The 23,792-nt window shown below is 52.9% G+C and carries 25 protein-coding genes; 15 read left to right on the top strand and 10 right to left on the bottom strand.

Annotation, left to right across the window (positions count from 1 at the left end):
- Window positions 1-168: 168 nt before the first annotated feature.
- From purC to V6575_RS15380, 5 genes are all read left to right on the top strand, one after another.
- Window positions 169-966, top strand: coding sequence for a phosphoribosylaminoimidazolesuccinocarboxamide synthase (gene purC, locus V6575_RS15400; RefSeq protein WP_340275703.1), 798 nt, complete (start codon window positions 169-171; stop codon window positions 964-966).
- A 93-nt stretch (window positions 967-1,059) separates the two neighbouring features.
- Complete coding sequence (locus tag V6575_RS15395) at window positions 1,060-1,593, top strand: hypothetical protein (RefSeq protein WP_340275582.1); 534 nt, start codon at window positions 1,060-1,062, stop codon at window positions 1,591-1,593.
- Window positions 1,594-1,714: 121 nt separating this feature from the next.
- Complete coding sequence (purS, locus tag V6575_RS15390; protein WP_340275702.1) at window positions 1,715-1,954, top strand: phosphoribosylformylglycinamidine synthase subunit PurS; 240 nt, start codon at window positions 1,715-1,717, stop codon at window positions 1,952-1,954.
- Between the two features lie 17 nt (window positions 1,955-1,971).
- Window positions 1,972-2,640, top strand: coding sequence for a phosphoribosylformylglycinamidine synthase subunit PurQ (purQ, locus tag V6575_RS15385; protein ID WP_340275580.1), 669 nt, complete (start codon window positions 1,972-1,974; stop codon window positions 2,638-2,640).
- A gap of 26 nt (window positions 2,641-2,666) precedes the next feature.
- The gene (locus V6575_RS15380) at window positions 2,667-2,921 is read left to right on the top strand and encodes a DUF2164 domain-containing protein (protein ID WP_340275578.1); all 255 of its coding nucleotides are present in this window, start codon (window positions 2,667-2,669) and stop codon (window positions 2,919-2,921) included.
- A gap of 34 nt (window positions 2,922-2,955) precedes the next feature.
- Here V6575_RS15380 and V6575_RS15375 read toward each other — a convergent pair whose 3' ends face one another.
- On the bottom strand, window positions 2,956-3,759 hold the full coding sequence (locus V6575_RS15375) for an AraC family transcriptional regulator (protein WP_340275576.1): 804 nt from the start codon (window positions 3,757-3,759) through the stop codon (window positions 2,956-2,958).
- Between the two features lie 111 nt (window positions 3,760-3,870).
- Between V6575_RS15375 and V6575_RS15370 the strand changes: the two genes are divergently transcribed.
- Complete coding sequence (locus tag V6575_RS15370; protein WP_340275574.1) at window positions 3,871-4,407, top strand: peroxiredoxin-like family protein; 537 nt, start codon at window positions 3,871-3,873, stop codon at window positions 4,405-4,407.
- Window positions 4,408-4,611: 204 nt separating this feature from the next.
- Here V6575_RS15370 and V6575_RS23360 read toward each other — a convergent pair whose 3' ends face one another.
- Window positions 4,612-4,854, bottom strand: a complete 243-nt coding sequence (locus V6575_RS23360; RefSeq protein ID WP_422785585.1) for a DUF1127 domain-containing protein — start codon at window positions 4,852-4,854, stop codon at window positions 4,612-4,614.
- A 101-nt stretch (window positions 4,855-4,955) separates the two neighbouring features.
- Here V6575_RS23360 and V6575_RS15365 point away from each other — a divergent pair, with 101 nt between their 5' ends.
- Together V6575_RS15365 and V6575_RS15360 are read left to right on the top strand one after the other, a co-directional pair.
- The gene (locus V6575_RS15365; RefSeq protein ID WP_340275572.1) at window positions 4,956-6,434 is read left to right on the top strand and encodes an aminotransferase-like domain-containing protein; all 1,479 of its coding nucleotides are present in this window, start codon (window positions 4,956-4,958) and stop codon (window positions 6,432-6,434) included.
- A 264-nt stretch (window positions 6,435-6,698) separates the two neighbouring features.
- Window positions 6,699-7,331, top strand: coding sequence for a hypothetical protein (locus V6575_RS15360; protein WP_340275570.1), 633 nt, complete (start codon window positions 6,699-6,701; stop codon window positions 7,329-7,331).
- A gap of 353 nt (window positions 7,332-7,684) precedes the next feature.
- On the opposite strand, the gene V6575_RS15355 is transcribed toward V6575_RS15360, so the two are convergent.
- Complete coding sequence (locus V6575_RS15355) at window positions 7,685-8,851, bottom strand: hypothetical protein (RefSeq protein ID WP_340275569.1); 1,167 nt, start codon at window positions 8,849-8,851, stop codon at window positions 7,685-7,687.
- Between the two features lie 583 nt (window positions 8,852-9,434).
- Here V6575_RS15355 and purL point away from each other — a divergent pair.
- From purL to grxD, 3 genes are all read left to right on the top strand, one after another.
- A complete protein-coding gene (purL, locus tag V6575_RS15350) occupies window positions 9,435-11,627 on the top strand; it encodes a phosphoribosylformylglycinamidine synthase subunit PurL (protein ID WP_340275700.1) in 2,193 nt (730 codons plus the stop codon).
- A 59-nt stretch (window positions 11,628-11,686) separates the two neighbouring features.
- Window positions 11,687-11,920, top strand: coding sequence for a BolA family protein (locus V6575_RS15345; RefSeq protein WP_340275567.1), 234 nt, complete (start codon window positions 11,687-11,689; stop codon window positions 11,918-11,920).
- 66 nt (window positions 11,921-11,986) lie between these two features.
- Entirely contained in the window at window positions 11,987-12,319 is a 333-nt protein-coding gene (grxD, locus tag V6575_RS15340; RefSeq protein ID WP_340275566.1) for a Grx4 family monothiol glutaredoxin, read from the top strand.
- An 89-nt stretch (window positions 12,320-12,408) separates the two neighbouring features.
- Here grxD and V6575_RS23355 read toward each other — a convergent pair whose 3' ends face one another.
- Together V6575_RS23355 and V6575_RS15335 are read right to left on the bottom strand one after the other, a co-directional pair.
- The gene (locus V6575_RS23355; protein WP_422785584.1) at window positions 12,409-12,615 is read right to left on the bottom strand and encodes a DUF2380 domain-containing protein; all 207 of its coding nucleotides are present in this window, start codon (window positions 12,613-12,615) and stop codon (window positions 12,409-12,411) included.
- 63 nt (window positions 12,616-12,678) lie between these two features.
- Entirely contained in the window at window positions 12,679-13,443 is a 765-nt protein-coding gene (locus V6575_RS15335) for a nuclear transport factor 2 family protein (RefSeq protein WP_340275565.1), read from the bottom strand.
- A 342-nt stretch (window positions 13,444-13,785) separates the two neighbouring features.
- On the opposite strand from V6575_RS15335, the gene V6575_RS15330 reads away from it, so the two are divergent.
- Entirely contained in the window at window positions 13,786-14,055 is a 270-nt protein-coding gene (locus V6575_RS15330; RefSeq protein ID WP_340275563.1) for an antitermination protein, read from the top strand.
- Window positions 14,056-14,137: 82 nt separating this feature from the next.
- Here V6575_RS15330 and ttcA read toward each other — a convergent pair whose 3' ends face one another.
- Together ttcA and rpsD are read right to left on the bottom strand one after the other, a co-directional pair.
- Window positions 14,138-15,097: a tRNA 2-thiocytidine(32) synthetase TtcA gene (ttcA, locus tag V6575_RS15325; protein WP_340275699.1), complete on the bottom strand. Its 960-nt coding sequence runs from the start codon at window positions 15,095-15,097 to the stop codon at window positions 14,138-14,140.
- A 259-nt stretch (window positions 15,098-15,356) separates the two neighbouring features.
- A complete protein-coding gene (gene rpsD, locus V6575_RS15320; protein WP_340275561.1) occupies window positions 15,357-15,974 on the bottom strand; it encodes a 30S ribosomal protein S4 in 618 nt (205 codons plus the stop codon).
- An 876-nt stretch (window positions 15,975-16,850) separates the two neighbouring features.
- Here rpsD and V6575_RS15315 point away from each other — a divergent pair.
- Complete coding sequence (locus tag V6575_RS15315) at window positions 16,851-18,647, top strand: GGDEF domain-containing protein (RefSeq protein WP_340275560.1); 1,797 nt, start codon at window positions 16,851-16,853, stop codon at window positions 18,645-18,647.
- 72 nt (window positions 18,648-18,719) lie between these two features.
- Here V6575_RS15315 and murI read toward each other — a convergent pair whose 3' ends face one another.
- The 3 genes from murI to V6575_RS15300 form a co-directional block, all read right to left on the bottom strand.
- Window positions 18,720-19,532, bottom strand: coding sequence for a glutamate racemase (gene murI / locus V6575_RS15310; protein WP_340275558.1), 813 nt, complete (start codon window positions 19,530-19,532; stop codon window positions 18,720-18,722).
- Window position 19,533: 1 nt separating this feature from the next.
- Window positions 19,534-20,376, bottom strand: coding sequence for an RNA methyltransferase (locus V6575_RS15305; RefSeq protein WP_340275557.1), 843 nt, complete (start codon window positions 20,374-20,376; stop codon window positions 19,534-19,536).
- A gap of 1,035 nt (window positions 20,377-21,411) precedes the next feature.
- Window positions 21,412-22,587 carry a hypothetical protein gene (locus V6575_RS15300; RefSeq protein ID WP_340275556.1) on the bottom strand — a complete coding sequence of 392 codons (1,176 nt, stop codon included), beginning with the start codon at window positions 22,585-22,587 and terminating at the stop codon, window positions 21,412-21,414.
- A gap of 30 nt (window positions 22,588-22,617) precedes the next feature.
- On the opposite strand from V6575_RS15300, the gene V6575_RS15295 reads away from it, so the two are divergent.
- Window positions 22,618-22,983 (top strand): hypothetical protein, encoded by a 366-nt coding sequence (locus V6575_RS15295; RefSeq protein ID WP_340275555.1) that lies wholly within the window; start codon window positions 22,618-22,620, stop codon window positions 22,981-22,983.
- 221 nt (window positions 22,984-23,204) lie between these two features.
- Entirely contained in the window at window positions 23,205-23,393 is a 189-nt protein-coding gene (locus tag V6575_RS15290) for a hypothetical protein (protein WP_340275554.1), read from the top strand.
- Window positions 23,394-23,792: the final 399 nt, after the last annotated feature.

Here is a 23,792-nt window from a genome sequence, read left to right as displayed (position 1 = left end):
GATGTTTTCGCACACGCTAACAGATTGTGCTTTTGCACTGCATCAGTTAAGTTCCGCGCCGCTGGCTCAGGGATAAAGCGGACGTAATCCATGACTGTGGATTCTGTCGCTATTGACCAGCGGATAATGATCGGGGGGAAACATGACCAGTTGGAAGACCCCTGCTCGATGGATTTTCTCAAACATACACGGTACGTGCCCATGAATCGCCGCCGTCGCATCTATGAAGGCAAAGCCAAGATCCTCTATGAAGGCCCAGAACCGGGCACGCTGATTCAGCACTTCAAGGACGATGCCACCGCATTCAACAACAAGAAACACGAGATAATCGACGGCAAAGGTGTGTTGAACAACCGGATTTCCGAGTTTGTTTTCAACAATCTGAACGCCATTGGTATCCCGACGCACTTTATTCGACGCATGAACATGCGCGAACAGCTGATCCGCGAAGTCGAAATGATTCCGCTGGAAGTTGTCGTGCGCAATGTTGCCGCCGGATCCATTGCAAAGCGACTGGGCCTTGAAGAAGGCACACAATTGCCGCGCTCCATCATCGAGTTCTATTACAAGAACGACGAGCTGGACGATCCGATTGTGGCTGAAGAGCACGTCACAGCCTTCGGTTGGGCAACTCCTCAAGAGCTGGACGACATCATGGCGTTGGCAATTCGCGTCAACGACTTCCTGTCCGGCCTGTTTCTGGGTGTCGGCATCCGCCTTGTCGATTTCAAGATCGAATGCGGTCGCCATTTCGAAGGCGACATGATGCGCATTGTCGTTGCCGATGAAATATCACCAGACAGCTGTCGTCTGTGGGACGTCGATACCAACGACAAGATGGACAAGGACCGCTTCCGCAAGGATCTCGGCGGTATGCTGGAAGCCTATCAGGAAGTAGCCAAACGCCTCGGCATCCTGAACGAAAACGACCGACCAGCGGGCACAGGCCCAACCTTGGTCAAATAAAGCGTAACGTAAACTGAACCAATTTCGCGTTCCGAGATTGAACAGGCCAAAGAATCCCCCTAAGCCTCCGAAACGAGTTAGGGGGATTTTTGTATGTTGTACCAGTTTGTTAAGTTCGTCGCGGTCGCTGTAGCCTGCCTGTTCGTTGCAGCCTGCCAGACGTCCGGTCTGAAGCCAGGTAGCCTGGAAACATCCTATGCACCGGCAGGTTGGGTTCAAAAGGATAAGGGCAAGAAATCCTATTATGTTTGCCCGCCAAATCAATGCAAATCACTGCAGCTGATTGCGGTTGAACCATCGGATGTGAAGGGTAATGCAGAACAAGCAATTCGCGCCAACATCTTGAGTTCGGGTCTATTGAAAGAAATAGGCAATTCTGTAAATCGCGCGAGTCAGGGCAAATTGAAGCTTCTGTCTCAAAAAAGAATCGTAAAAAAGAACTACTCAGGTTTCGAGGTCAACTTCGTGATCAAAGGGCGAAACGGAAAAACGCTCTTCTTCGCGTCCCGACTGATCGTTCAAGGCGATCGTGGAAGCGAAGTTATCTCAGTTGCCACTTCGCAGCGGACTGCACAGGCCAACTTGAATAACTTTATGAGGAAGACCTCAATCCAGCGGCTTCCCTAATTTCTTCGGCCTACTTGGACCGAAAGATCTTTCGCTGCGCGGGTTCGTCGTGTAAGTGAGCCGTAACTTGACCGCTCAAACTACGAAGGGCCCGCGCTTAAAGTGCGTGGAACAGATGACCATGAAGGCACGTGTGATCGTCACCTTGAAAAACGGTGTTCTTGACCCTCAGGGCAAGGCCATTGAAGGCGCTCTTGGTGGGCTCGGCTTTTCCGACATAGGATCCGTCCGCCAGGGTAAGGTCTTCGACCTGGACCTGACATCAACCGACAAGGCCGCAGCAGAAGCAGAAGTCGCTCAGATGTGCGAAAAACTGCTCGCCAACACAGTGATCGAAAACTACGTCATCGAATTGCTCTGAGAACCGGGACCGCCCATATGAAATCCGCAGTCATCGTTTTCCCCGGCTCCAATCGCGACCGCGACATGTTCCATGCCATGGAGCTGATCACCGGGAAACGCCCTGAAGCCGTATGGCACACAGAAACCAGCCTGCCCGACGTCGATCTTGTGATCGTTCCCGGCGGCTTTTCCTATGGCGATTACTTGAGATCTGGCGCCATTGCTGCTCGCTCTCCGATCCTCAAGGATCTGGTGAAAAAGGCAGAGGCCGGCATCAATGTGCTTGGCGTATGCAACGGTTTCCAGATCCTGACAGAAGCAGGCCTCCTTCCCGGCGCATTGATGCGCAATGCCGGTTTGAAGTTTGTCTGCAAGGAAATCATGCTGGAAACAGCCAATGACGCAACACGCTTTTCAACTGCTTTCAAAAAGGGCCAGATCTGGCGCTGCCCAGTTGCGCATCACGACGGCAACTATTTTGCTGACGATGACACCTTGAAAGCCGTGGAAGACAACGCGCAGGTCGTGTTCAGATATGCCCAAGGCAGCAATCCAAATGGCTCGCTGAATGATATTGCCGGCGTGATGAACACAAAAGGCAACGTGCTTGGCATGATGCCTCACCCGGAGAACCTGGTCGAAGACCTCAACGGCGGCACAGATGGTCGCCTTCTGTTTGAAAGCCTTCTGAACAAGGCAGCCTAAAACAGCGATTTCGTGGACCAGACATAATGGCCGAACTCGAACTGTCCAAAGACGAACGCGAGCAATTGGTTCGCGTCATACAGGATCATATGCGAGACGAGCTGGAGCAGGACATCGGCAATATGGAGGCCACCCTGCTGCTAGACCGTTTGGTCGGGCCGCTCGGTGACACATTTTACAACAAGGGGCTTCGCGACGCAGCTGCGCTGTTATCCCGCCGCGCCGATGACATGGCCGACGAACTCTACACCATGGAAAAAATCATCAAGACGGACCGCTGATCACTTCGTGATACGACAGAGCCTGCGTATCAGTTCAAGCAGCTTTACGGCGTTCCTGCTTGGGAGCATGACCATAACGGCGGGCGAAGGCCCGTGAGAACGCCGCTGCAGACGAGAAACCGCACATGCGTGCAACCGTCTTCACTTGAGTACCCGCCTCCAGCTCGCTGCGAGCGACATCAAGCCGCCAATTGGCCAAATAAGCGCCAGGCGTCATGCCAAGAACGTCCTTGAAAGTCACAGAGAATTGCGTCCGGGACATTCCCGCTTCCGCTGCAAGTGTCTCCAAGCCCCAAGGTGCGCCAGGTTTGTTGTGCAAGGCGACAAGTGCACCGGCAAGGCGCGGGTGCGCCAGTCCAGCCAGAAGTCCGACATCCGTGCACCCCTTTTCAATCGCATGGCGCAACAGCCGGATGACAACCACTTCACTCAATCGATGGAAAACCGCCTGGCCACCGCAGCGGGGCTGAACAACTTCAGCAACCAACGGTACAACGACTGCAGCAAGCTCAGGTGCCTCAGACAGATCAACAGAGATGCATCGGGGCAGCGCCTGAATCAAATGATGCCCGGCACCACTAATGTCAATGCGAGCAACCACTTCCTGCCGCTCGCCATCTCTAATAGCCTCACAGACACAGGCCACTCCACTGGTCGTTTTATTGGGCAAGAATACAAGACGTTGATCTCCCGAAGACAGACGGTAAACAAAAAAATTGGCTACCCCGTCGTCCGACCCGGCATCAAGAGCCAAGGCAGCATGAACCCTAAACCGTTCAATCAGCGCTGAGAGACGGTCAAGACGACCTCCAAATTCAACGTTTACCAAAGGCGACACTTCCGAACTCCAGATCACTTATATCGAATTATAAATTGCTTATAGTTCTATAAACTAAGTCTAGTTTCCACAAAAGTGTAAAATTTAGGCCGTTTTCATCGGAGTTGCAAAATGCTTAATCCACGCCAGCCCGTTCCAGAGCTCAACCTCGACATCCTGAATGGTGATAAATTCGACCTAGAAACAGACAAAGGTGACTTCGGCACCCTGATTGTTTTCTACCGGGGTCTGCACTGCCCCATCTGCGCGACATACCTGAAGGAGTTGGAGCGCCTAACACCGGACTTCGAACAGCGCGGTGTCAAGACAATCGCAATCTCATCCGATGACAAAGATCGCGCCGGGAAGATGGCTGAAAAAGTCGGCGTTATAAAGCTGCGTGTCGGCTATGACTTGCCCCTCACCGTTGCACGAGAATGGGGTTTGTTCATCTCGGCAGGCCGGGGCGTGACATCCATCGGCCTTGAAGAACCCGCCCTGTTTTCAGAGCCTGGGGTCTTTCTGGTCCGCTCAAACGGGGAACTCTACTTTTCGTCTGTCCAGTCCATGCCGTTTATTCGCCCGCATTTCCAGGAAATGATTGGCGCTCTGGATTTTGTCAAAAAGGCAGATTATCCGGGTCGTGGTGAATACATCGGAGCAGTCTAAAACCAAAACCGCATCTGATTTGAATAGAAACAGTCACGACCCGGCTTCACGTCAGGCCTGCCCGCCTCCCCCGCTCTTGAGGGGATCATCACTCGGATGGATCATGAGCAGGAGATACAGGCAATTCGCACCCAATATGACGTTTTCAAAGGCTGCAAGAAAACTCATATCGGCAATGAAGCCGGGTCGCATGCGGGGAAACAATCAGCCCCTTTTGGAACGAGGAGGATTGCTCGTATCCCAAAATGGCCGGATTGCTTCACCAAAAGCGCGCTCTCGGGTCAAACCAATATCGCTTAACGCCTCATCGGACAGCTTCGACAAGTGTCGGCGACTACGGGACAGATGGAGCCAAAGCACCAATTTACGAACAGCAAAGCCAACAATGGTACTTACAACGGCATTTCGCCGACTACGTTCCCGCACAATTGCATCAACAACACTCATATTGAACCCTTTCTCGATACAATTTATAGGATTGAACTAATTGTCTCGATGCATTGATATGAATTGACTCAAGAAATGATGCAAGATAGAAAATTGTCACCATGACAAATTGGATCGCGACCCTCCCCTCGGGCAAAGGCCCCATGTATCTTCGTCTGGCCGAGCAGATCGCCAACGACATCACTGTCGGACGCCTGCCCCCCGGTGCGAAACTGCCGCCACAGCGCGATCTTGCCTATGATCTTTCGATCACGGTTGGCACAGTAGGCCGAGCCTATGCCCTCGTGCGGGAACGCGGCTTGGTCAGCGGAGAAGTCGGCAGGGGCACATATGTGCTGGGATCAACAAACGCTCAAGCACAAAGCCAGCATGATGTCGTAACGCATACGCCAGCCCACCATCGCCAGACAAACAGCCCGCGCACGCCCCTTCCAAAAGACGACCCGGATTTTGGCGGTACCAGAACATTTCTGCCTCCTCCGGACATGGTGAGGATGGACAGCACATCAGCTATTGAGGTCGGGCAAGCAACTCTTGTGCGCGAGCTGCTGGACAGCATCACCCGAGAACACCCCTATGAAATTGCCAGCTACACGCGAGATCAACCGCAGAGCTGGCGAAAAGCGGGCAAGCAATGGCTAACACAAGCGAATTGGTCTCCGGAACTGGAAAGCATCGTGCCCACACTGGGCGCGCATTCTGCGATCATGGCGGTGATCGCAGCGACCACACGCCCCGGTGATCGTATTGTTTTCGAAGAATTGACCTATAGCTCGATTTCCAGAGCCGTCGCCCTGGCTGGCCGTGTTCCTGCACCGGCCGCCCGCGATGAACATGGTCCTTTGCCTGAGGATCTTGATCGCCTTTGCTCCCAAACGCACCCAAAAGGCATCTTTCTGATGCCGACCATGCACAACCCGACCCTGTCGATCATGTCTGAAGAGCGGCGCCACGCAATTATCGACATCGCACGACAGCACAATCTCTGGATCATCGAAGACGAAGTTTACGGAACGCTGCGCGCCCATTCCTTGCCTGCACTAGCATCGATGGCTCCAGAACGCACATTTCACGTTGGTTCGCTCTCCAAGGCCGTTGCAGCCGGGGTTCGCGGCGGCTGGATCTCTTGTCCTCCAGCCCAAACCCAAAGGGTCATGACCGCTCACAAGATGCTCAGCGGCGGCATTTCCTTTCTACTGGCCGAATTGTCAGCAAGACTGGTGTTGTCAGGAGCTGCAGACGATATCAAATCCCGTGTTTTGACGGACATGAAGGCGCGTCACGCCATTGCCGAGAGTTATTTGAAGGATTATGATTTCAACTCGGCCCCCGATGCGCCATTCCTCTGGCTCAAACTGCCCGAACCCTGGCTTCCCGGAACCTTCAAGGCAGCATCAGCGGCAGAAAAAATCCTCATTGACGATGAAGATGAGTTCAAGACAGGGCGCAGCGAGCGAACACACCACCGAGTGCGGATGGGCTTTACCAACCCCGTGACACACGAAGACACAGCCAACGCATTTGCCACATTGAAGCAATTGCTCGATGGCAGCAGCTGCGCCTACGACAGTTTCGAGTAGCTGTTTGGGAGTGATGCCTGGCAACTCTCGCCAATCGCAGCCAATCAAATACAGTCTTGTTTCATGCCCCTTATGAGCCAGTTTCAAGGCTCATGACATCGACACAGAGCTGACCAGGACCGCGCCCATCTTTGACAAAGGCCAACCCTAGTAAACGCTTGTATTCTATGAATTTTTGATGACAGCAAACTTTCCTCATCGCAGCGCGGCACTCATCAAGGCAATGAAAAACTTGCGCCGCAACCATCAGGAAAGGCCAATTTTATGTCTTCAGGCAAATTAGACAAAATAATGAAAAGCGAGCTGAAAGACCAGTTCACAGCCTACGCAGCCAAGTGTGAAAAAGGGCTCAGACAAAGCCTGTTGTGGGCATATAGTAGTCAATATTACAAAGGTGGCTTTTATCCTGATTTTATCACACAACATGCACGATTTGAGGCGGAATTGGAGCGCATTAGAAAGCCATTTCTAAAGGCTCTCGAAAATGCGAGAAAAGCTAATCCACATTTAACAGACACCCCTCATGAAAAGGAGTATCTTGAAAAGATCTATCAGCAAATCGCCCTGACTTTAAAGGAATACATAAAAGCTGATACTGAGAAAAAATTCCTGCCTAAATTTTTAGAATCCATTAGCGGCAATAAAAAGGCCGATAAAAAGACCAAACCGCTTGATGTCAGCTCTTTAGCCAAGGCCGGGCTTGACGTCAAAAAGGGAAGTCACGAATGGACAGTTTGCGAAGTCATGGTGCAGCACATCCTGGACGGTGACGATAACAAGGCACAAGCTCTGTTCCCAAAGCTGCAAAAATTTAAGACTTTAGAAAAGGCACTTAAGAAAGTTCGTTTTAATGACCTCCTGAAGGCTTTTAAGAAAGCTGGCATTATTCCGGCTTAGTCTTAAAGTATATATAATGATTTTGCCGTGGCCAAAGCGTTGGCCACGGCTATGTTTATAACAATCAGACCTCATTCAACCTGGCACCATAACAGCCCACAGCTACGCACCTTCTGAAAACAGAAACTGTGAAATGCATCATTGAAGTCAGATCGATATACCTGCACAAATGCATGCTTTATTTTGCATCCAGCATGTAAGCGGGTGACGGCAACACCCTATAAAGAAATCGAGAGGACCCTAAGGCGCAGCAAGGACAGCCGCCGCCACGCCACTTTGGAAGGCGCAGAACATTTACTTTCGAGCGAAGAAAATTCTCTGGGCATTCTTGCGTGAGCTGTTCTTCCCATCGCTCATGATAAAGCGTCGCCGGCCACATCCATGCTATTCTTGAATATTTCCATGACCATATCCCGTTTCTTCTCGTTTTTGGGAAGCTCAATCATACATTCCATGCTCAGGGTTTTACGAGCCGATAGAAGGGCGTTTTTATACTGTGCATCGTAGACAATAAGGGTATGCATCTGCGCGACTTTCTGCTGAAGCTGCGTCATCTTTTTCCGCACATCCTCATCCTCTTTATTCTCGAGCTTTTTGACGCACTCTTCAACTGCCTTGGCAAAATCATCACGCTTTGCAAGAAGAGCCGCCTGTTGCGTCTTCATAACATCGATAGCCTTCAAGGCCTTTTCCAGAGCCTTGTCGGCCTCCAAAACTTTGGTCTGGAAAAAATCAATCGTATTAGCGTACTTCTTGAAATACCCATAGTAGACATCACGGGTTTTCTTATAAACATCATAGGATTTCCCAAGAAGGTACATGATACCTGCGCCCGTTGCTATAGCTCCAGCCGCCACGCCAACGGGCGTAAAAAGAGAGACCGTCGCAATAGAAACGACCGTAAAAATCAGAAGTGCGTTACTAATAGTGGTAAAAACCTTGGTAGATGACATCAGATCATCTCTCTTGATCAATTTCTTATTTCTTGCCAATTTGAGTGCGTAGTCCGTGCACTTTTTGGAAGTCTCCTTCAGTATCTTTTCGATCCGCTTCACAAATTTCGAATGCAGCAACATGCTCATATTACTGCGATACTTGTTGAGCTTGTTCACCTCGACATCGATTACTGGATCACCCACCCCATTTTGACGTTCACGAGCAAGCCTTTGTACGGTGTTAACCGTATGATCCTCGATTTTGGAAAGATATGCCTCCATATCTTTGACAACAGACTCCATCTCAGCGGGGAAAATATCATGCAATCTTTTGATTGCAGCCCCAACGATGAAGTCATGCTCCTTCTTTGAAATCTTGTCATTATTCAAAATTTCGATTTCGGTTTTGCTGGAAAAAGAAAACTCCAGACCTTCAGCTGCATTGGCTAGGCTTGCCAGCTTGTGCCCAATGCCCAACGCGAAGCCGTTTTTGATACTCTTCGCCTTCAACCAAGTTTTTGGACGCTTAAAGGCAACGATATTGGCTCTCATTAAAGTCGACTCGTCCCACCACTGCTGCGCCATGTGCCACTTCTCCGAGTTAGTATGTAAAAGGAGACGAGCACCCCAACGGCCCCCATCATCCTAGTTTTACAGCAACCATTGAAGGCTCTCTGCCTCCATGTAGTGACGAAAAGGGACACTAAAGTTCACCCAGAACCACAATTTCATAAAAAGATCATATTCAATTATTTCAATAACTTAGCTAGCTTATAAAATTCATTGCAAGCCAATATTCAGACAGGCATTGCATCAACGCCAACTTAACTAACCAGGAGTGGGCAGACCGACACGGCAGGCCTCCCTTTTTCGAGCCGCGAGATGCCTCGCCCAGCGGCGCATTATTAGTCCGATCCAGGCAACAGCACTCTCTGAAGTGGTCCCCATTCAAGCTTGAGCTACACCTGCGAAAACCACGAACACACGCATACTGAAGAGCTTAACCAGCGTTCGAAAAAGTGCTTTAGAACAGAACCATTTTCTCAAGCCCAAGGTTCTTCCAATCGCCCCAAAAATCCGCATTTCCCACTCCCCTTCTCGTCGACGATCTGATAAACGGATCACAAAACTGGCCTAGGTGCTCCGCACCGCAACGATCCGGACCGATATGATCCCGAACGACATCAAGATCACACCCGACCTTATCGCTTCCCACGGCCTGAAGCCGGATGAATACGAGCGGATCCTCGAGCTGATAGGCCGCGAGCCGACGTTTACCGAGCTCGGCATTTTCTCGGCCATGTGGAATGAGCATTGCTCCTACAAGTCTTCCAAGAAATGGCTGAAGACCCTCCCGACCACAGGCCCGCGTGTTCTGGTTGGGCCTGGCGAAAACGCTGGTGTAGTCGATATCGGAGACGGACAGGCTGTTGTCTTCAAGATGGAGAGTCATAACCACCCATCCTATATCGAGCCTTATCAGGGCGCTGCGACAGGGGTTGGAGGCATTTTGCGTGACGTCTTCACCATGGGCGCACGTCCGGTGGCTGCCATGAATGCACTTCGCTTCGGCGAGCCCGATCATCCACGCACCAAGCACCTTGTCTCAGGCGTCGTATCAGGCGTCGGCGGTTATGGTAATTCCTTCGGCGTCCCGACTGTTGGCGGTGAAGTCGAGTTCCATGCCAGCTACAATGGCAACTGTCTGGTCAATGCCTTTGCTGCAGGTCTTGCAGATACGGACAAGATCTTCCTGGCCAAGGCAGAAGGCGTCGGGCTTCCTGTCGTCTACCTGGGTGCCAAGACAGGCCGTGACGGTGTTGGTGGCGCAACCATGGCATCGGCCGAGTTCGATGAGACGATTGAGGAAAAGCGCCCAACTGTTCAGGTCGGCGATCCATTCACTGAAAAATGCCTGCTGGAAGCCTGCCTGGAACTGATGAAGACCGGTGCGGTGATCGCCATTCAGGATATGGGGGCTGCTGGCCTGACCTGTTCTGCGGTCGAGATGGGGGCCAGTGGCGACCTCGGTGTCGAACTTTACCTTGATCAGGTGCCTGTGCGCGAAGATCACATGAGCCCCTATGAAATGATGCTTTCGGAAAGCCAGGAGCGCATGCTCATGGTGCTGCGCCCTGAAAAGGAAGCCGAAGCGGAAGCCATCTTCAAAAAATGGGGCCTCGACTTCGCGATTGTCGGCATCACCACCGATACGCTGCGGTTTGTCGTCAAGCATCACGGAGAGACAGTTGCCGATCTGCCAATCAAGGAACTCGGCGACGAAGCTCCTGAATATGACCGGCCCTGGACCGAAACAGCAAAACGTCCGGTCCTGAATTCCAGCGACATTGCAGAACCCGCTGACTATGCCGAAACTCTGAAGACCCTTGTTGGTGGCGCCAATGGCTCTTCTCGCCGTTGGGTCTATGAGCAATATGACACGCTCATTCAGGGCAACACAGCCGCCTCCCCCGGCGGTGATTCCGGTGTGATCCGCGTTGAAGGCAGCCGCAAGGGCCTGACATTCGCCGTTGACGTCAGCCCGCGCTACTGCCTCGCCGATCCGTTTGAAGGCGGCAAGCAGGCCGTTGCAGAAGTCTGGCGTAACCTGACAGCAGTCGGCTCCGAGCCGCTGGCCGCAACAGATAACCTGAACTTCGGCAATCCGGAAAAGCCCGAGATCATGGGACAGCTGGTCGGCTGCATCAAAGGCATCGGCGAAGCCTGCCGGGAATTGGAGTTCCCGATCGTCTCCGGCAACGTCTCGCTCTACAATGAAACACACGGAACGGGTATTCTGCCAACGCCAGCCATCGGCGGTGTCGGCCTGCTTCCTGACGTAACCGTGCGCGCCACCTCTGCCTTCAAAGCAGAAGGCGATGCAATCGTCGTCATTGGCGGCAAGGGCACCCATCTGGGCTGTTCACAGTATCTGGCTGAGGTTCTCGGCCGCGAGGAGGGCGCTCCGCCACCCGTAGATCTGGCCGCAGAAAAACGTCGTGGTCTTCTTGTGCGCCAGTTCATTGGCGCAGGCCGCACCACAAGCGTCCATGACATATCTTCAGGCGGCCTGGGCGTCGCTCTCGCAGAAATGGCCATGGCAAGCGGCATTGGCGCAACCGTCGAAATTGACGGGCCTGCCCATGCAGCTCTCTTTGGCGAAGATCAGGGCCGCTATGTCATAAGTGTTGCGCCATCAGAGCTTGAAGCAATCTTGGAAGACACTATTGATGCGGGCATCGAAGCACACCATATCGGGCAAACTGGCGGCACTGATTTGACTGTTGAGGGTATCCTCACCATATCCGTTGCAATGCTGAAAGAAGCACACGAGAATTGGTTCCCGAAGTATATGGCTTGAGCTTAACCGCATCGCCAGTATCGGAAACTGTATGACGAGGGAAAGAGGACCAAACCAAGATGCCCATGGACGCCAATGAGATCGAGACCCTAATCAAGGCAGCTCTGCCAGATGCAAAGATCGAGATCCGCGACCTGGCCGGCGACGGCGATCACTATGCCGCCAATGTCGTGTCTGAATCGTTCCGGGGCATCAGCCGGGTCCAGCAACACCAGCTGGTCTACAAGGCTCTGAAGGGAAACATGGGCGGCGAATTGCATGCCCTTGCCCTGCAAACCAAGGCCCCGGACTGAGCATTAAAAACCACCGCGAATTTGCCGCTTTCAAGTGGCCATCGAATATCGAAAAGGACGAACAACATGAGTATCCAGGACTGGATAAAGAACGAAGTTGAAACCAACGACGTCGTTGTTTTCATGAAAGGCACACCGAACTTCCCTCAGTGCGGCTTCTCCGGACAGGTCGTTCAGATCCTCGATTATGTCGGTGTTGGCTACAAGGGCATCAACGTCCTGGAAGACGACGACCTGCGCACCGGCATCAAGGAGTTCGCCAGCTGGCCGACCATTCCTCAGCTCTATATCAAGGGCGAGTTCGTCGGCGGCTGTGACATCATCCGTGAGATGTTCCAGAACAAAGAACTACAGACTGCTTTCACTGAAAAAGGCATCGAGATCAAAGCCGACGCTTAATCGGAAATCAGTCTCTATAACGCAATAAGGGCGGATCACAGGATCCGTCTTTTTTGTGAGCAACGCTCACTCATGACCCCGCAAGGAACTTATTGTCCGACAAGCACCCTCTTATCCATCAGCCACTTCAAACCACGCCGCCATTCATCGTCCGTGTTGCCGCGTATATCTGTCTGATACAGGAATGTCCCCTTTTCCGTTTCTGCGCCTCTCTCCCGCGAAATGATTGGCTGCACCAAGTTCAACACGCGAGCCTTCGAAAACTTCGCAAACCACCGGGCCAATGGTCCGTGCATGAGAACATGCCTAATAGTCCAAAGACCTAACTGTTTCAATCAGTGAGGCATGGGATCGACCTCTCAGAACTTGCCGTTGTCGTTTTTCCATTCACTGCGCGGTGCTATTTTTTCAATTGTGTCCCAATGTTCCACCAGCTGGGAGTCAGAGACACGGAAAAGATCGTAAAAAGCCGAATGCACACCGCCAAGCGTCCCCTCACTGATGCACAGGACGAAATTTCCCTCCGCCAGAACGCGATGAACTTGTTTGTAGTCAATATTCCGATAGCCTCGCTCCGAGACCTCAAGCGCCGCCCGCAATGTGGATGCACCATCCATGCGATGCGGATTGTGTTCAATATATCCAGCCTCATTGATGAACTCATCCAGCCGATCAAGCTGTCTACCGACAAACACGGTTTCGACGAAAGATCGCACGAGAGTTCGATTTGCTTCGGTCAAATGAAGATCAGTGACTTCAGTTGGTCCGTCCACCATGCTGCGACCTGATGGGTTTGGGCCTTGTCTTTCCTGAATATTATCCCAGTGTTCAACAGCTCGTCCCTCCTCGAACCGAAAGACTTCAAAGCATATCTTCCTGGAAGAAAAATCATATTCCATATGGGCGAACACAAAAGCCCCGTCTTCAAAGCCCCGAACCATATTCACCTTCGGCTCAGTTTTTGAAAGTCGTTTGAACAGCAAGGCCAATCCTTCACTCCCCTCATGCGTCTGAGGGTTGTGCTGAATGTATTTCGCTTCATTGACAACTGCTATTGGTTCCGGATCACCCTTTTCAATGTTCTTCAAGAGCGCTCTGATTTGGTCCTTTTTGGACACCGCCATTTTGTCATCTCCCACCATTGTTGCCCTCTACCAACGCATCACCTCATTGAAGACCATAATTGTGTTCAATCCCATGAATGATTTACAAAGCGCGATCTTGTGAGCGTAAAAACCATTGAGGATGGTTGCCTGGGACATTCAATAACGATTAGGTGAGCAAACAAATTCAAGTTTATCCAAGTTAACTCTACGTTCAAAAAACCAACAACTCGGCAAATATTGCCGAATCGCCTATTATGAACGCAAGGTGAATGCTGGATTCAGGGTTAGTACAGATGCGTACCGCCATTCTCCGTCCATGACTTAACGGCCAATAGGTGTCGGGGAATGGGAACGGGGACTATGAAAACAATTGCCGCTGCGACGATTTGCTGTGCATTTGCTGCACTCATCTTTAATTATTTTAATAACCCAACCCAACCAGAGCTTACGCGCGTCAATTGCGCGAAAATAGCAGTCTTTGCCCCAAGTACAGGCAAAAACGCAGAAGACCTCTGCCGCAACTACGGCGGCCTGGCGAAAAGCGATGCCACCCCCAACACAGAAGGTTTGGTGATCCTGGTGCGCAATCAGCCCATGGGCGGGTTCTCTGGCCAGAACTCTATCCGCTAAGGAATAGGCCAGGCCCGCCGAGTATCGGCTGGACCGCCTTGCCAGAGCCGAATTCATGGCATCGTGCTACGTGAGCTGAAAGCTACTTTGCTGCGAATAAATTGGCTGTCATGGCAAGCCCTGCTCCACACGGCTCTTCAGCTTCTCCAACCAAGGCATCAGAAGATGCATTAACAGGCAAGCCCACAGGCGTATCAATGGCCGCCCCTGGCCGCAGGGACGCAAAATCATAAATCTCACCGTCCATCAGATGGGATGGGCGTGTATTGCCCATCGCCCTTGCCATCACACTGAGACGGCCCGGACTTTCCTTTTCCCACAACTGCAGCATCCGCTTGACTTCATCTCGCTGGAGGCCATCCTGAGATCCGCACAAGTTGCAGGGAATGATTGGGAAATCCATTGCTCTAGAAAACTTGGCGATGTCATTTTCCGCTGAATAGGCCAAGGGACGCAGCACCAACAGATCTCCGTCGTCATTGATCAATTTAGGCGGCATGGAGGCCAAGCGTCCACCATGAAACAGGTTCATGAAAAACGTCTCAAGGATATCATCCCGGTGGTGCCCCAGAACAATCGCCTCGCACCCTTGTTCCCGCGCGATCCTGTAAAGGATGCCCCTGCGAAGCCTTGAACACAGAGAACAATAGGTTTTGTGCGCTGGAATCTTATCTGTGACGATGGAATAAGTGTCCTGGCGAACGATCAAATGATCGATACCATTTGCTTCGAAAAACTCTGGCAGAATATGCGCTGGAAAGCCCGGCTGCGCCTGGTCCAGATTGCAGGCGATCAAATCGACCGGAAGCAACCCGCGCCATTTCAGCTCGATCAGAACTGCCAGCAGCGTGTAACTGTCCTTGCCGCCCGACAAGCAAACAAGCCACTTGGGCCTTGCACCATCAGCTGACGGCGGCCCGACCATCCCGAAATCATCCATCGCCTGGCGCGCCTGGCGCAACAAGCGCTTCCTCAGCTTCTTGAACTCAACGCTGGAAGGCGCATTGCGCAGCAGCAAAGGCACGGCACCATCAGCCTCGATCTTGCCACTTCGGCTCTGATCTTCTTGGACACCTGTCACTTCACCGGCCAATGCGGACTCCTTTGGATCACAAATGGATCGATAGTTTGAAAACAGTTGAATAGCCGATCGGGAACCATGCAGCAATTGCGTTTAAAAGCACCAGTGGCAAACACAGTTTCAACCTGCCAGTGCCATGGCCAAATAGAGCTGAAGTCCAGAAACCAAAAAGGCCGCCCTGATGGGCGACCTTTCTGCAGATCCTGTAAAAGGAGCCAAATTAACGCGAGTAAAACTCGACGACCAGGTTTGGTTCCATCTGCACCGGATACGGCACATCAGCAAACGTAGGTACGCGCGAGAAAGTCGCTGTCATTTTGGAGTGATCAACGTCCACGTAGTCAGGAACGTCGCGCTCTCCGGATTGAACTGCTTCAATCACAAGGCCAAGCTGCTTGGACTTTTCACGAATCTCGATCAAATCACCAGGACGAACACGGTAAGATGGGATGTTTACCCGCTGACCGTTGACCTTGATGTGACCGTGGTTGATGAACTGACGTGCAGCAAAAACAGTCGGAACAAACTTGGCGCGATAGATGATCGCATCCAGACGACGCTCGAGCAGGCCGATCAGGTTCTCGGAAGTATCTCCGCGAAGACGGGATGCTTCACCATATACCTTACGGAACTGCTTTTCGGAAATGTCGCCGTAGTAGCCCTTGAGCTTCTGCTTGGCGCGCAACTGCACACCAAAATCGGACATTTTGCCCTTGCGGCGCTGACCATGCTGGCCAGGACCATATTCACGCTTGTTGACCGGGCTTTTGGCACGGCCCCAAATGTTCTCGCCCATGCGGCGATCAAGTTTGTGCTTAACACTATGGCGCTTAGACATCGCGGTTTCCTTTGTATAACGCGTTGTTCTTCTTCAAGGAAACGCGCCCTCCTTTATCTCCCGAAATTCAGGAAATCGACAGGGGTCCAATCAGATTGCGCCAACCAGACACCCACGGGTGCGTAATGACTGCCACAGAAACCTGCAACAGACATGTGGGTGCTATAGAACATGATGCTGAAAGTCAATTGACCCAAGCAGAAACCAGCTGTTTTTGGTCGAACGAACATTAATTAGGTGTGGTTTGCAAATAGGGTTCGGACTCATAAAATTGGATACACAGGCATTGAACAGGGAGCCTGCAGTGTTGCAAAAACCCAAAAACATTCAGGCTTCCATCTTTTGGGTCACACGTCCGACTAGCCCCACCTCAATCATTGCATTCATGCATCTTTACAAGAAGGCAATCCTAAAACTCAGCCACCCCATTAACTCGTATTATGACGTTGGTTGAAAGACCACCTTGTACGAACGCTACGTCGGGAACGTAGGCGAGTACCGAAATTTCCAAGCCTTTGACAACAATGGCACGACAGACAAAAGAATATTCATGCCGCAAAGCTCAGAACGAAGATAGGTCCCGAAGATGCTGCCATCTTTTCGCTACAAAATGTCTTCCTGAGAAGATGTATTGCCCTAGACAGGGTAAATACATACTTGCTATTTCTGCCCAGCTTATAGACTCATGACCATGAGTTAACCAGCTGCGGTTAAGCGAAGATCGCCAACATCCGCGAAACTGACATTGTAGCATATCTTTAGGAAAACTTAATCATAACACGGCTAAATACCGCTAGGTAAATTTACAGTTCAATTATTTGCATCAATATTAAAAATAATATTCGTATTGCCTTAGGTTTTATCCGGAGCACCTTAATGGGTAAATTGCAGAAAATAATTGATGACCCGGCGGCCTCTTCATGCCCCCTGATAGATTATGACTTTGCAAAAATTATAAACCCTATTTCTTACGCATTCAAACCGATCGTTGACTTTGAATCAGGCGTTGTTTTTGGCTATGAGGCCCTATTTCAAAACCTTGACGGAAAAAGCTATAAAAACACAACCAAGATCTACAATGATGCCCAAGCGCAAGGTTATTTAGCAAACCTCGTGACGGCCCTTTTTACCTCAACCCTTCGTTCCTACTGCAACTTCAAAAAGGCCCGCGGCACAAAGCTGTTCTTCAATCTGGACCACCGAGGCCTCGGCAATGGCAATGATCCTCGAATGCAGTTGGCTGATATTGCCAACTCGCAAGGATTTAGCCCATCCGAGATCTGCCTTGAGATTACATTGCGACAGGAAGATGATTGCTCGGATATCAGCCAACACGCCCTGTCCGAATTGCGCCGTAGCGGGTTCCTGCTGGCGCTGGATAATTTTGGACAAGGGTTTTCTGAACTCCGCATGATTCAGGAAATCGAACCGGAATACATCAAAATAGATCGGTTCTTCCTGAGTGGGATAGACTCCGATCCACGCCGGAAACTGTTTGTTACGACCGTTGCAAACCTGGCCCATGTTTTAGGGTCCCGTGTGATCGCAAACGGGGTAGAGAGCCAAGTAGAACTCAAGGCATGTCATGAAGCGGGCTGTGATCTTGTGCAGGGGCCTTACGTGGCAAAGCCTGTTTCGAAGAAAGCCCAGCCCCGCCTTTTCTACGAACACATTCGCACGCCAAGTATCGGCAACATACAGATAGCTGAAGAACTGCGGTTCCAAGCGGAATTGGACAGCCTGCCGACAATAAGTCAACAGGCTTGCCTCGGCCAGCTCCTGGACCTGTTTTTAAACAATCAGGACACGAGCATTGTGCCTGTTCTGGGTGCCAACAACGAGCCGCGCGGCCTGATTCACGAGCGGGATTTGAAGGCCTACCTCTACGCAGGCGGCCTGGCTCAGGGCGAGGACAACGCCACACGCAATCTGCCGATTCTAAATCTCATTCGCTCTGGTCCGATCGGCGACATCGATTCGAACACAGACATGCTGCTGAAGACCTTTGCCTCATCCCTGAATTCGGACGGGATCATCATCACGCAGAACTTTCGTTATGTCGGTTTCCTTTCGGCCACGTCCCTGCTGAAGATCATTCATGAGAAGCGCCTGCTCGAAGCACAGGACCAAAATCCGCTGACAGGCCTTCCTGGCAATGTTGCCATCACCCGTTTCATCACTGAAGCAGCTCACCCAGAGCCCAACGCCCGGCATCTTTGCTACTTTGACTTCGACAATTTCAAACCCTTCAACGACACCTACGGATATCGCAAGGGCGACCGAGCGATCATCCTGTTCAGTGAGCTCCTGCAACGCCACATATCAGGCAATGGAACATTCAAAGGCCATGTTGGCGGAGATGATTTTTTCGCAGGTTTCCTGAACGGAGACCGAACCGAGATCATCGCAGTTTTGCAATCTCTAAAGGACGCGTTCAAATCCGACGTAAAAAGCTTCTACAATGCTGCGCACCGTGAGTGCGGATATATGGAGGCAGCCGACAGGTTCGGAGCCCGCCGCATATTTCCGCTGCTCGATTGCTCAATTTCGATGATCACTCTGGAGCCTGATGTCGGCTTGCATCCTGAACAAATGAACGCCGAAATCGCGAACTTGAAAAAAGCCGCGAAGCTCTCCGACAACGGCCTCGTTGTCAAAACGATCAGGTCCTAAAGTTTAGCGATCTCAAAGTCGGCCACGTGCGGAATGACAAGCAGTCAGTGCTTCAACCGATCTGCACACAGATCAAGCCGATAAACCAAACCCGGTCAAAAGCCTTAGGCTATCTGCATCTCGCCGACCAGACGTGAAGATCGCCTGATCTGGCTGTGCTTCCACACCACGAACGGAAACATTGCCTGCAGGTAGAACTCTTGCAGTCTCGACAACCCGCGCCAACTGGCGTGCGATGGCTTCGGCAGGATCTATCCAATCCACCGGCCAGGGCGCAATCTCGCGAAACCTATTGGCCAGAAACGGATAATGGGTGCAGGCCAGCACAATGATATCGGTCCGCCGCGCACCGTCCTCCAGGAAACAGTCCGCGATCTCAGTCAATAGATCTGCATCTGCCGTGTCATCCCCGCGCAAATGGGCTTCTGCCATCTCCGCCAACAGATCAGATCCAACCAACCGCACATGACAATTGCTGGCATGACGGGCAATCAGGTCGCGAGTATAAGCGCGGCGCACGGTTCCAGGTGTCGCCAAAACGGAGATCAGACCGGACCGCGTGCGATGTGCCGCAGGCTTGATCGCAGGCACTGTGCCGACAAAGGCCATATCCGGAAAGGCTGCTCGCAGCGCCTCACCAACCAGCGTGAAAGCCGTATTGCAGGCGATCAGGACAACCTTTGGATCATGCAGTTCAATCTGACGTCCGACCAGATCAATCAGGCGCTCTGCCAAGGGTATCTCGTCCCAGCCGCCATAAGGGAAAGCGGCATCATCAATGACATAAACCAGCCGCTCATAGGGCAGCTTGAACCGGACTTCACGCAAGACAGTCAAGCCGCCCACCCCGGAATCAAGGATCAGGACTGGGCGATGGCAAATCATCTCAGCTCTCGTCTTGATCGTTGGTTGCCTGGACACCCTTCGTCTTGACCCTTGGTTCTTCCGGCCTTGGACGTGTCCTGCGATTTTCCAAAGCAGCGACCACACCGCGCAGCGCCCGAACTTCTTGATCTGTCAGCTCGGCCTTTTGAAAGATATTGCGCAGGGTCAACACCATATTCGGCCGGCGCTCCGGCGGACGGAAGAAAGTCACCGTGTCCAGCGCGGATTCCAGATGATCAAAGAACCGCACCACATCTTCCTTGGCCGCAGGCGGATGAAGCTCTTCGTTAAGGCGGAACGGCAGAGCGTCCTTCACTGCCGTCTTGCGCCATTCATAGGCGCACACAAGAACGGCCTGGGCAATGTTGAGCGATGCAAACTCCGGATCAACCGGCAGCGTCACGATTTCGTCGGCCAGCGCAACCTCATCATTGTTGAGCCCCCAACGCTCACGCCCGAACAGATAACCGGTCGCCAAATCGCTCGCGCCAAGTTCAGTCAGCTTGAGAGCGGCTTCATCAGGGCCCCGCACAGGCTTTGAAATCTCACGCGAGCGCGCCGTCGTGGCGTAAACATAAGTCAGATCCGCAACAGCCGCTTCCACGCTGTCAAACACTTGAACACAGTCGATCACATGGTCGGCCCGACTGGCCGCAGCGCGGGCCTTGTCACTTGGCCAACCGTCCCGAGGATTGACGATGCGAAGATCGGTCAGGCCGAAATTGGCCATGGCCCTGGCCGCCGTGCCAATGTTCTCGCCGAGCTGCGGCTCGCACAAGATAATACAGGGCGGACGCACATCCACCTGCCGCGCTTCATCGCGAATATTTGCGTTTCTGGTCATGGATGCGATTTAACCGAAGTCACGGAAATTGGGAAGGGGCAACGCGCCACGGCAGCAATTTGCACCTCCCCTGCCCACACGCGCCTTCCCCGACTTGATCGTGGATCCGTGCGAGTGCTCAACGGCAACCACCCTGCAGCAACGGAAAGGCAGTGCTTGAATGTCGGATAAGGTCCCCGGTTCAAACCTCTGATTGATTGTAATTCGCCCGCGTCAACAGATTGCGGAACGCATTCGAGTCCACCGCGTAGCTGCTAGAGACCAAAAAGCTCCGAGGCAGGATTATTCCAGATAATCATTCTTCGGTCATCTCCGGCTTAATGCGGATAAATCCTCTACCCCACGACGTCATCCCATAGCTCGACCAGGGGATGCACTCCGCCTCCTTGCCTCGATCACCGCTTCCCGAGTTGTCCCCCCCTCACGGCATGGATTGCCGGATCAAGTCCGGCAATGACGGCGGGGGGGAAGCGACCTTCCAGCCTCATCAAGGGTCACATAGTGCAAGTTGAAACTGCCTCGGCGCGTCTCGCAAACATCAACCAACCCCAAAAAAATTTCGACCCACTCAGCGGTCATCCCGCTCTTGATGCGGGATCCAATCCAAGTATCGGCACAGGACAAAGGTGGGCCAGGGTGCGTGCCTCACCTTTGCGGCCTGCTCGCCACTTCCAAACCGATTGGAACGGGCATTGGATCCCCGATCAAGTCGGGGATGACCGCTGAGAGGAAGCGACCTTCCAGCCTTATCAAGGGTCACATAGTGCAAGTTGAAACTGCCTCGGCGCGTCTCGCAAACATCAGCCAACACCAAAAAATTTCAGCGAACTCAGCGGTCATCCCACACTTGATGCGGGATCCAATCCAAATTTCGGCACAGGCCAAAGGTGGGCTAGAGTGCGTACCTCACCTCTGCAGACTACTCTGCCCCGTCCGAACCAGTTGAAACGGGCATTGGATCCCCGATCCAGTCGGGGATGACTGCGATGGCGCGCGCAGGACGGTCGTCTTTGAGGTCTGGAACGCAGGAATACTTTAAAAACCTAACGGTTCATCATCGCCGACACGTGTGTCCTTTTCTTCATCAACGACCTCTTTCACTTTTTCCGCTCGCTTGCCCAACGGCGCAAAGCTGGCAATCAAAGCACCAATTCCGATAACAGGCCCGGCGATACTGGCAACGAGAGCAGCCACACCAACTTTAACGGAGCCAGAAACAGCTCCCTCCACGCCTTTACCGATTCCTTTCGGAATGGCAGCCTTGACCTCTTTCCAGCTATCTTCCGCAACAGGCCCCAATTCCTCGCCACATTTTTTCACCGCAGATGAAACAAAATTACGAACATCAAGCGCCTGCAAACCGGCGATCATGGCCCGCTTTTCGATGGCCTCTGCACGTGCCACCTCGTTACCGGACGCCTCTATGATTACCGTTAGGGAATCCTGTTCTGCCGCACCTTCCTGAAGTGCCTCAATTGCAGACGTCCCCACAACAGGCGAGGCAGAGGCAATTTCGGTCAGTTTTCCGACAGCCTCACGGAAAGCACCATGCGTGCTCTCATCAGTCTTGAACCGCATTGCCTGCCGGTTCGCCTCCATGATGCGCAATCCCGGATAAAGGCTAATCAGATCCTCAGCACTGACCACGAAGTCAGAAACAGTTGAACGAATGCTTTGTTCTCGTTCAGAACCCGGGTCTGCAAAAGCAGCGGCATCTGCCTCCAGAGCACGAAACCGCATTAGCAATCGACCTTCTCGGATCTGAGAGGCCTCGTTTTGGATACATTCAAGAAAGGCAGAGACCGAAGCAACAGTCCTTGGGTCTGCATGGTTCCCGGCCAGTCCCGCGAGCGTAGCGGCAGCCTTTTTCCGGAGTTCATCGAGAATATCTTCCGCGATGGTCAGATCCAACGGCGCTTCGCGCATCGGCTCAGCTTCGATACGGTGGTTTTTCCAACTGAAACCGTAGGGAGCGGGACGCTGGTCTAGATCAATCGCCTCCGCTGGCGGCGCATATTCCGCAATCAGCTCCCGTATCCGCGCATTGACCACCTCTGGCCCCTGCTGCCAAAGGTCTTCCGGCAGGGTCACCCTTGCCACTTCCAGATCCGGGTTGGCCGGACGGCCCTGAAGCCGGTCATCGTACCAGTCGGTCCAGACATCCCAGTCCTGATCCAGCGCCTCAAGGCTCTGCCGCATATCACGCCACATGTTCGCGATCTTTTCAGGGGGCCCCGCATCATGCCAAAGAGGCAGCTTGGCGAGACTGAAGACATTTCCCCCACCCTCAATATGGCTCCGGTCAGAGGCAATTGCGGCGGCGGTTCTGGTGGCGGCGGCGGCGGTTCTAGTGGCGGCGTCGGCGGCGAAGGCGGTGGCGGCGGCGGTTCTGGTGGCGGCGGCGGCGGCGAAGGCGGCGGTGGCGGCGGTGGCGGTGGCGGCGGCGTCGACGGCGAAGACGGCGAAGGTAGTTCTGGTGGCGGCGGCGGTTCTGGTGGCGGCGGCGGCGTCGGTGGCGGCGGTGGCGGCGGACTTCAGCAGCACTCTGCCTTGGACCGGTCCATTGCTAGCTGCCCAAGGCAGAGCCATAGCGCGGAAAACCGGTAAGACTATGGCCGAAGGCGCGCTTTTAACCTCAACCAGAACACCAGACAGCAACGGCAACACACGCAGAGCCGCCCGTGCAGCAATCGCCACAGATACCTCACGCGGCTGTTTTTTCAGCCACGCTTCCAGGTCCTCCCGGTCAAATTCTTCGTTCGCCATTGTCACCTCTTGCCTATCCGCAGAGTGGCCGGAGGCGGGCTCAATTGCAACGGCAAGTGGTGATGAACATCGTGGAAAATCAATCTTCCCGTCCATGCCGGATCAAGTCCGGCAATGACGGTCGAGGGGAAGCGACCTTCCAGCAGCATCACGGATCATTCGGTGCTGGCGGTGAAGGCTGCTGGCGTATCTCGCAAACATCAGCCAACACCAAAAACTTTCAGCGCACTCAGCCGTCATCCCGCACTTGATGCGGGATCCAATCCAAATTTCGGCACAGGACAAAGGTGGGCCAGGGTGCGTGCCTCACCTTTGCGGCCTGCTCGCCACTTCCAAACCGATTGGAACGGGCATTGGATCCCCGATCAAGTCGGGGATGACCGCTGAGAGGAAGCGAACTTGCAGCCTTATCAAGGGTCACATAGTGCAAGTTGAAACGGCCTCGGCGTATCTCGCAAACATCAACCAACACCATAAAAATTTCAGCCCACTCAACGGTCATCCCGCACTTGATGCGGGATCCAATCCAAATTTCGGCACAGGACAAAGGTGGGCTAGAGTGCCTGCCTCACCTCTACAGACTGCTCGCCCCGTCCGAACCAATTGAAACGGGCATTGGATCCCCGATCAAGTCGGGGAGGACCTCTGAG

It is taken from the genome of Roseibium algae (genome assembly GCF_037783265.1).
GTDB classification, from domain to species: domain Bacteria; phylum Pseudomonadota; class Alphaproteobacteria; order Rhizobiales; family Stappiaceae; genus Roseibium; species Roseibium algae.
Note: the sequence above shows the minus strand (reverse complement) of the source record. Positions and strands in the feature narration are given on the sequence as shown.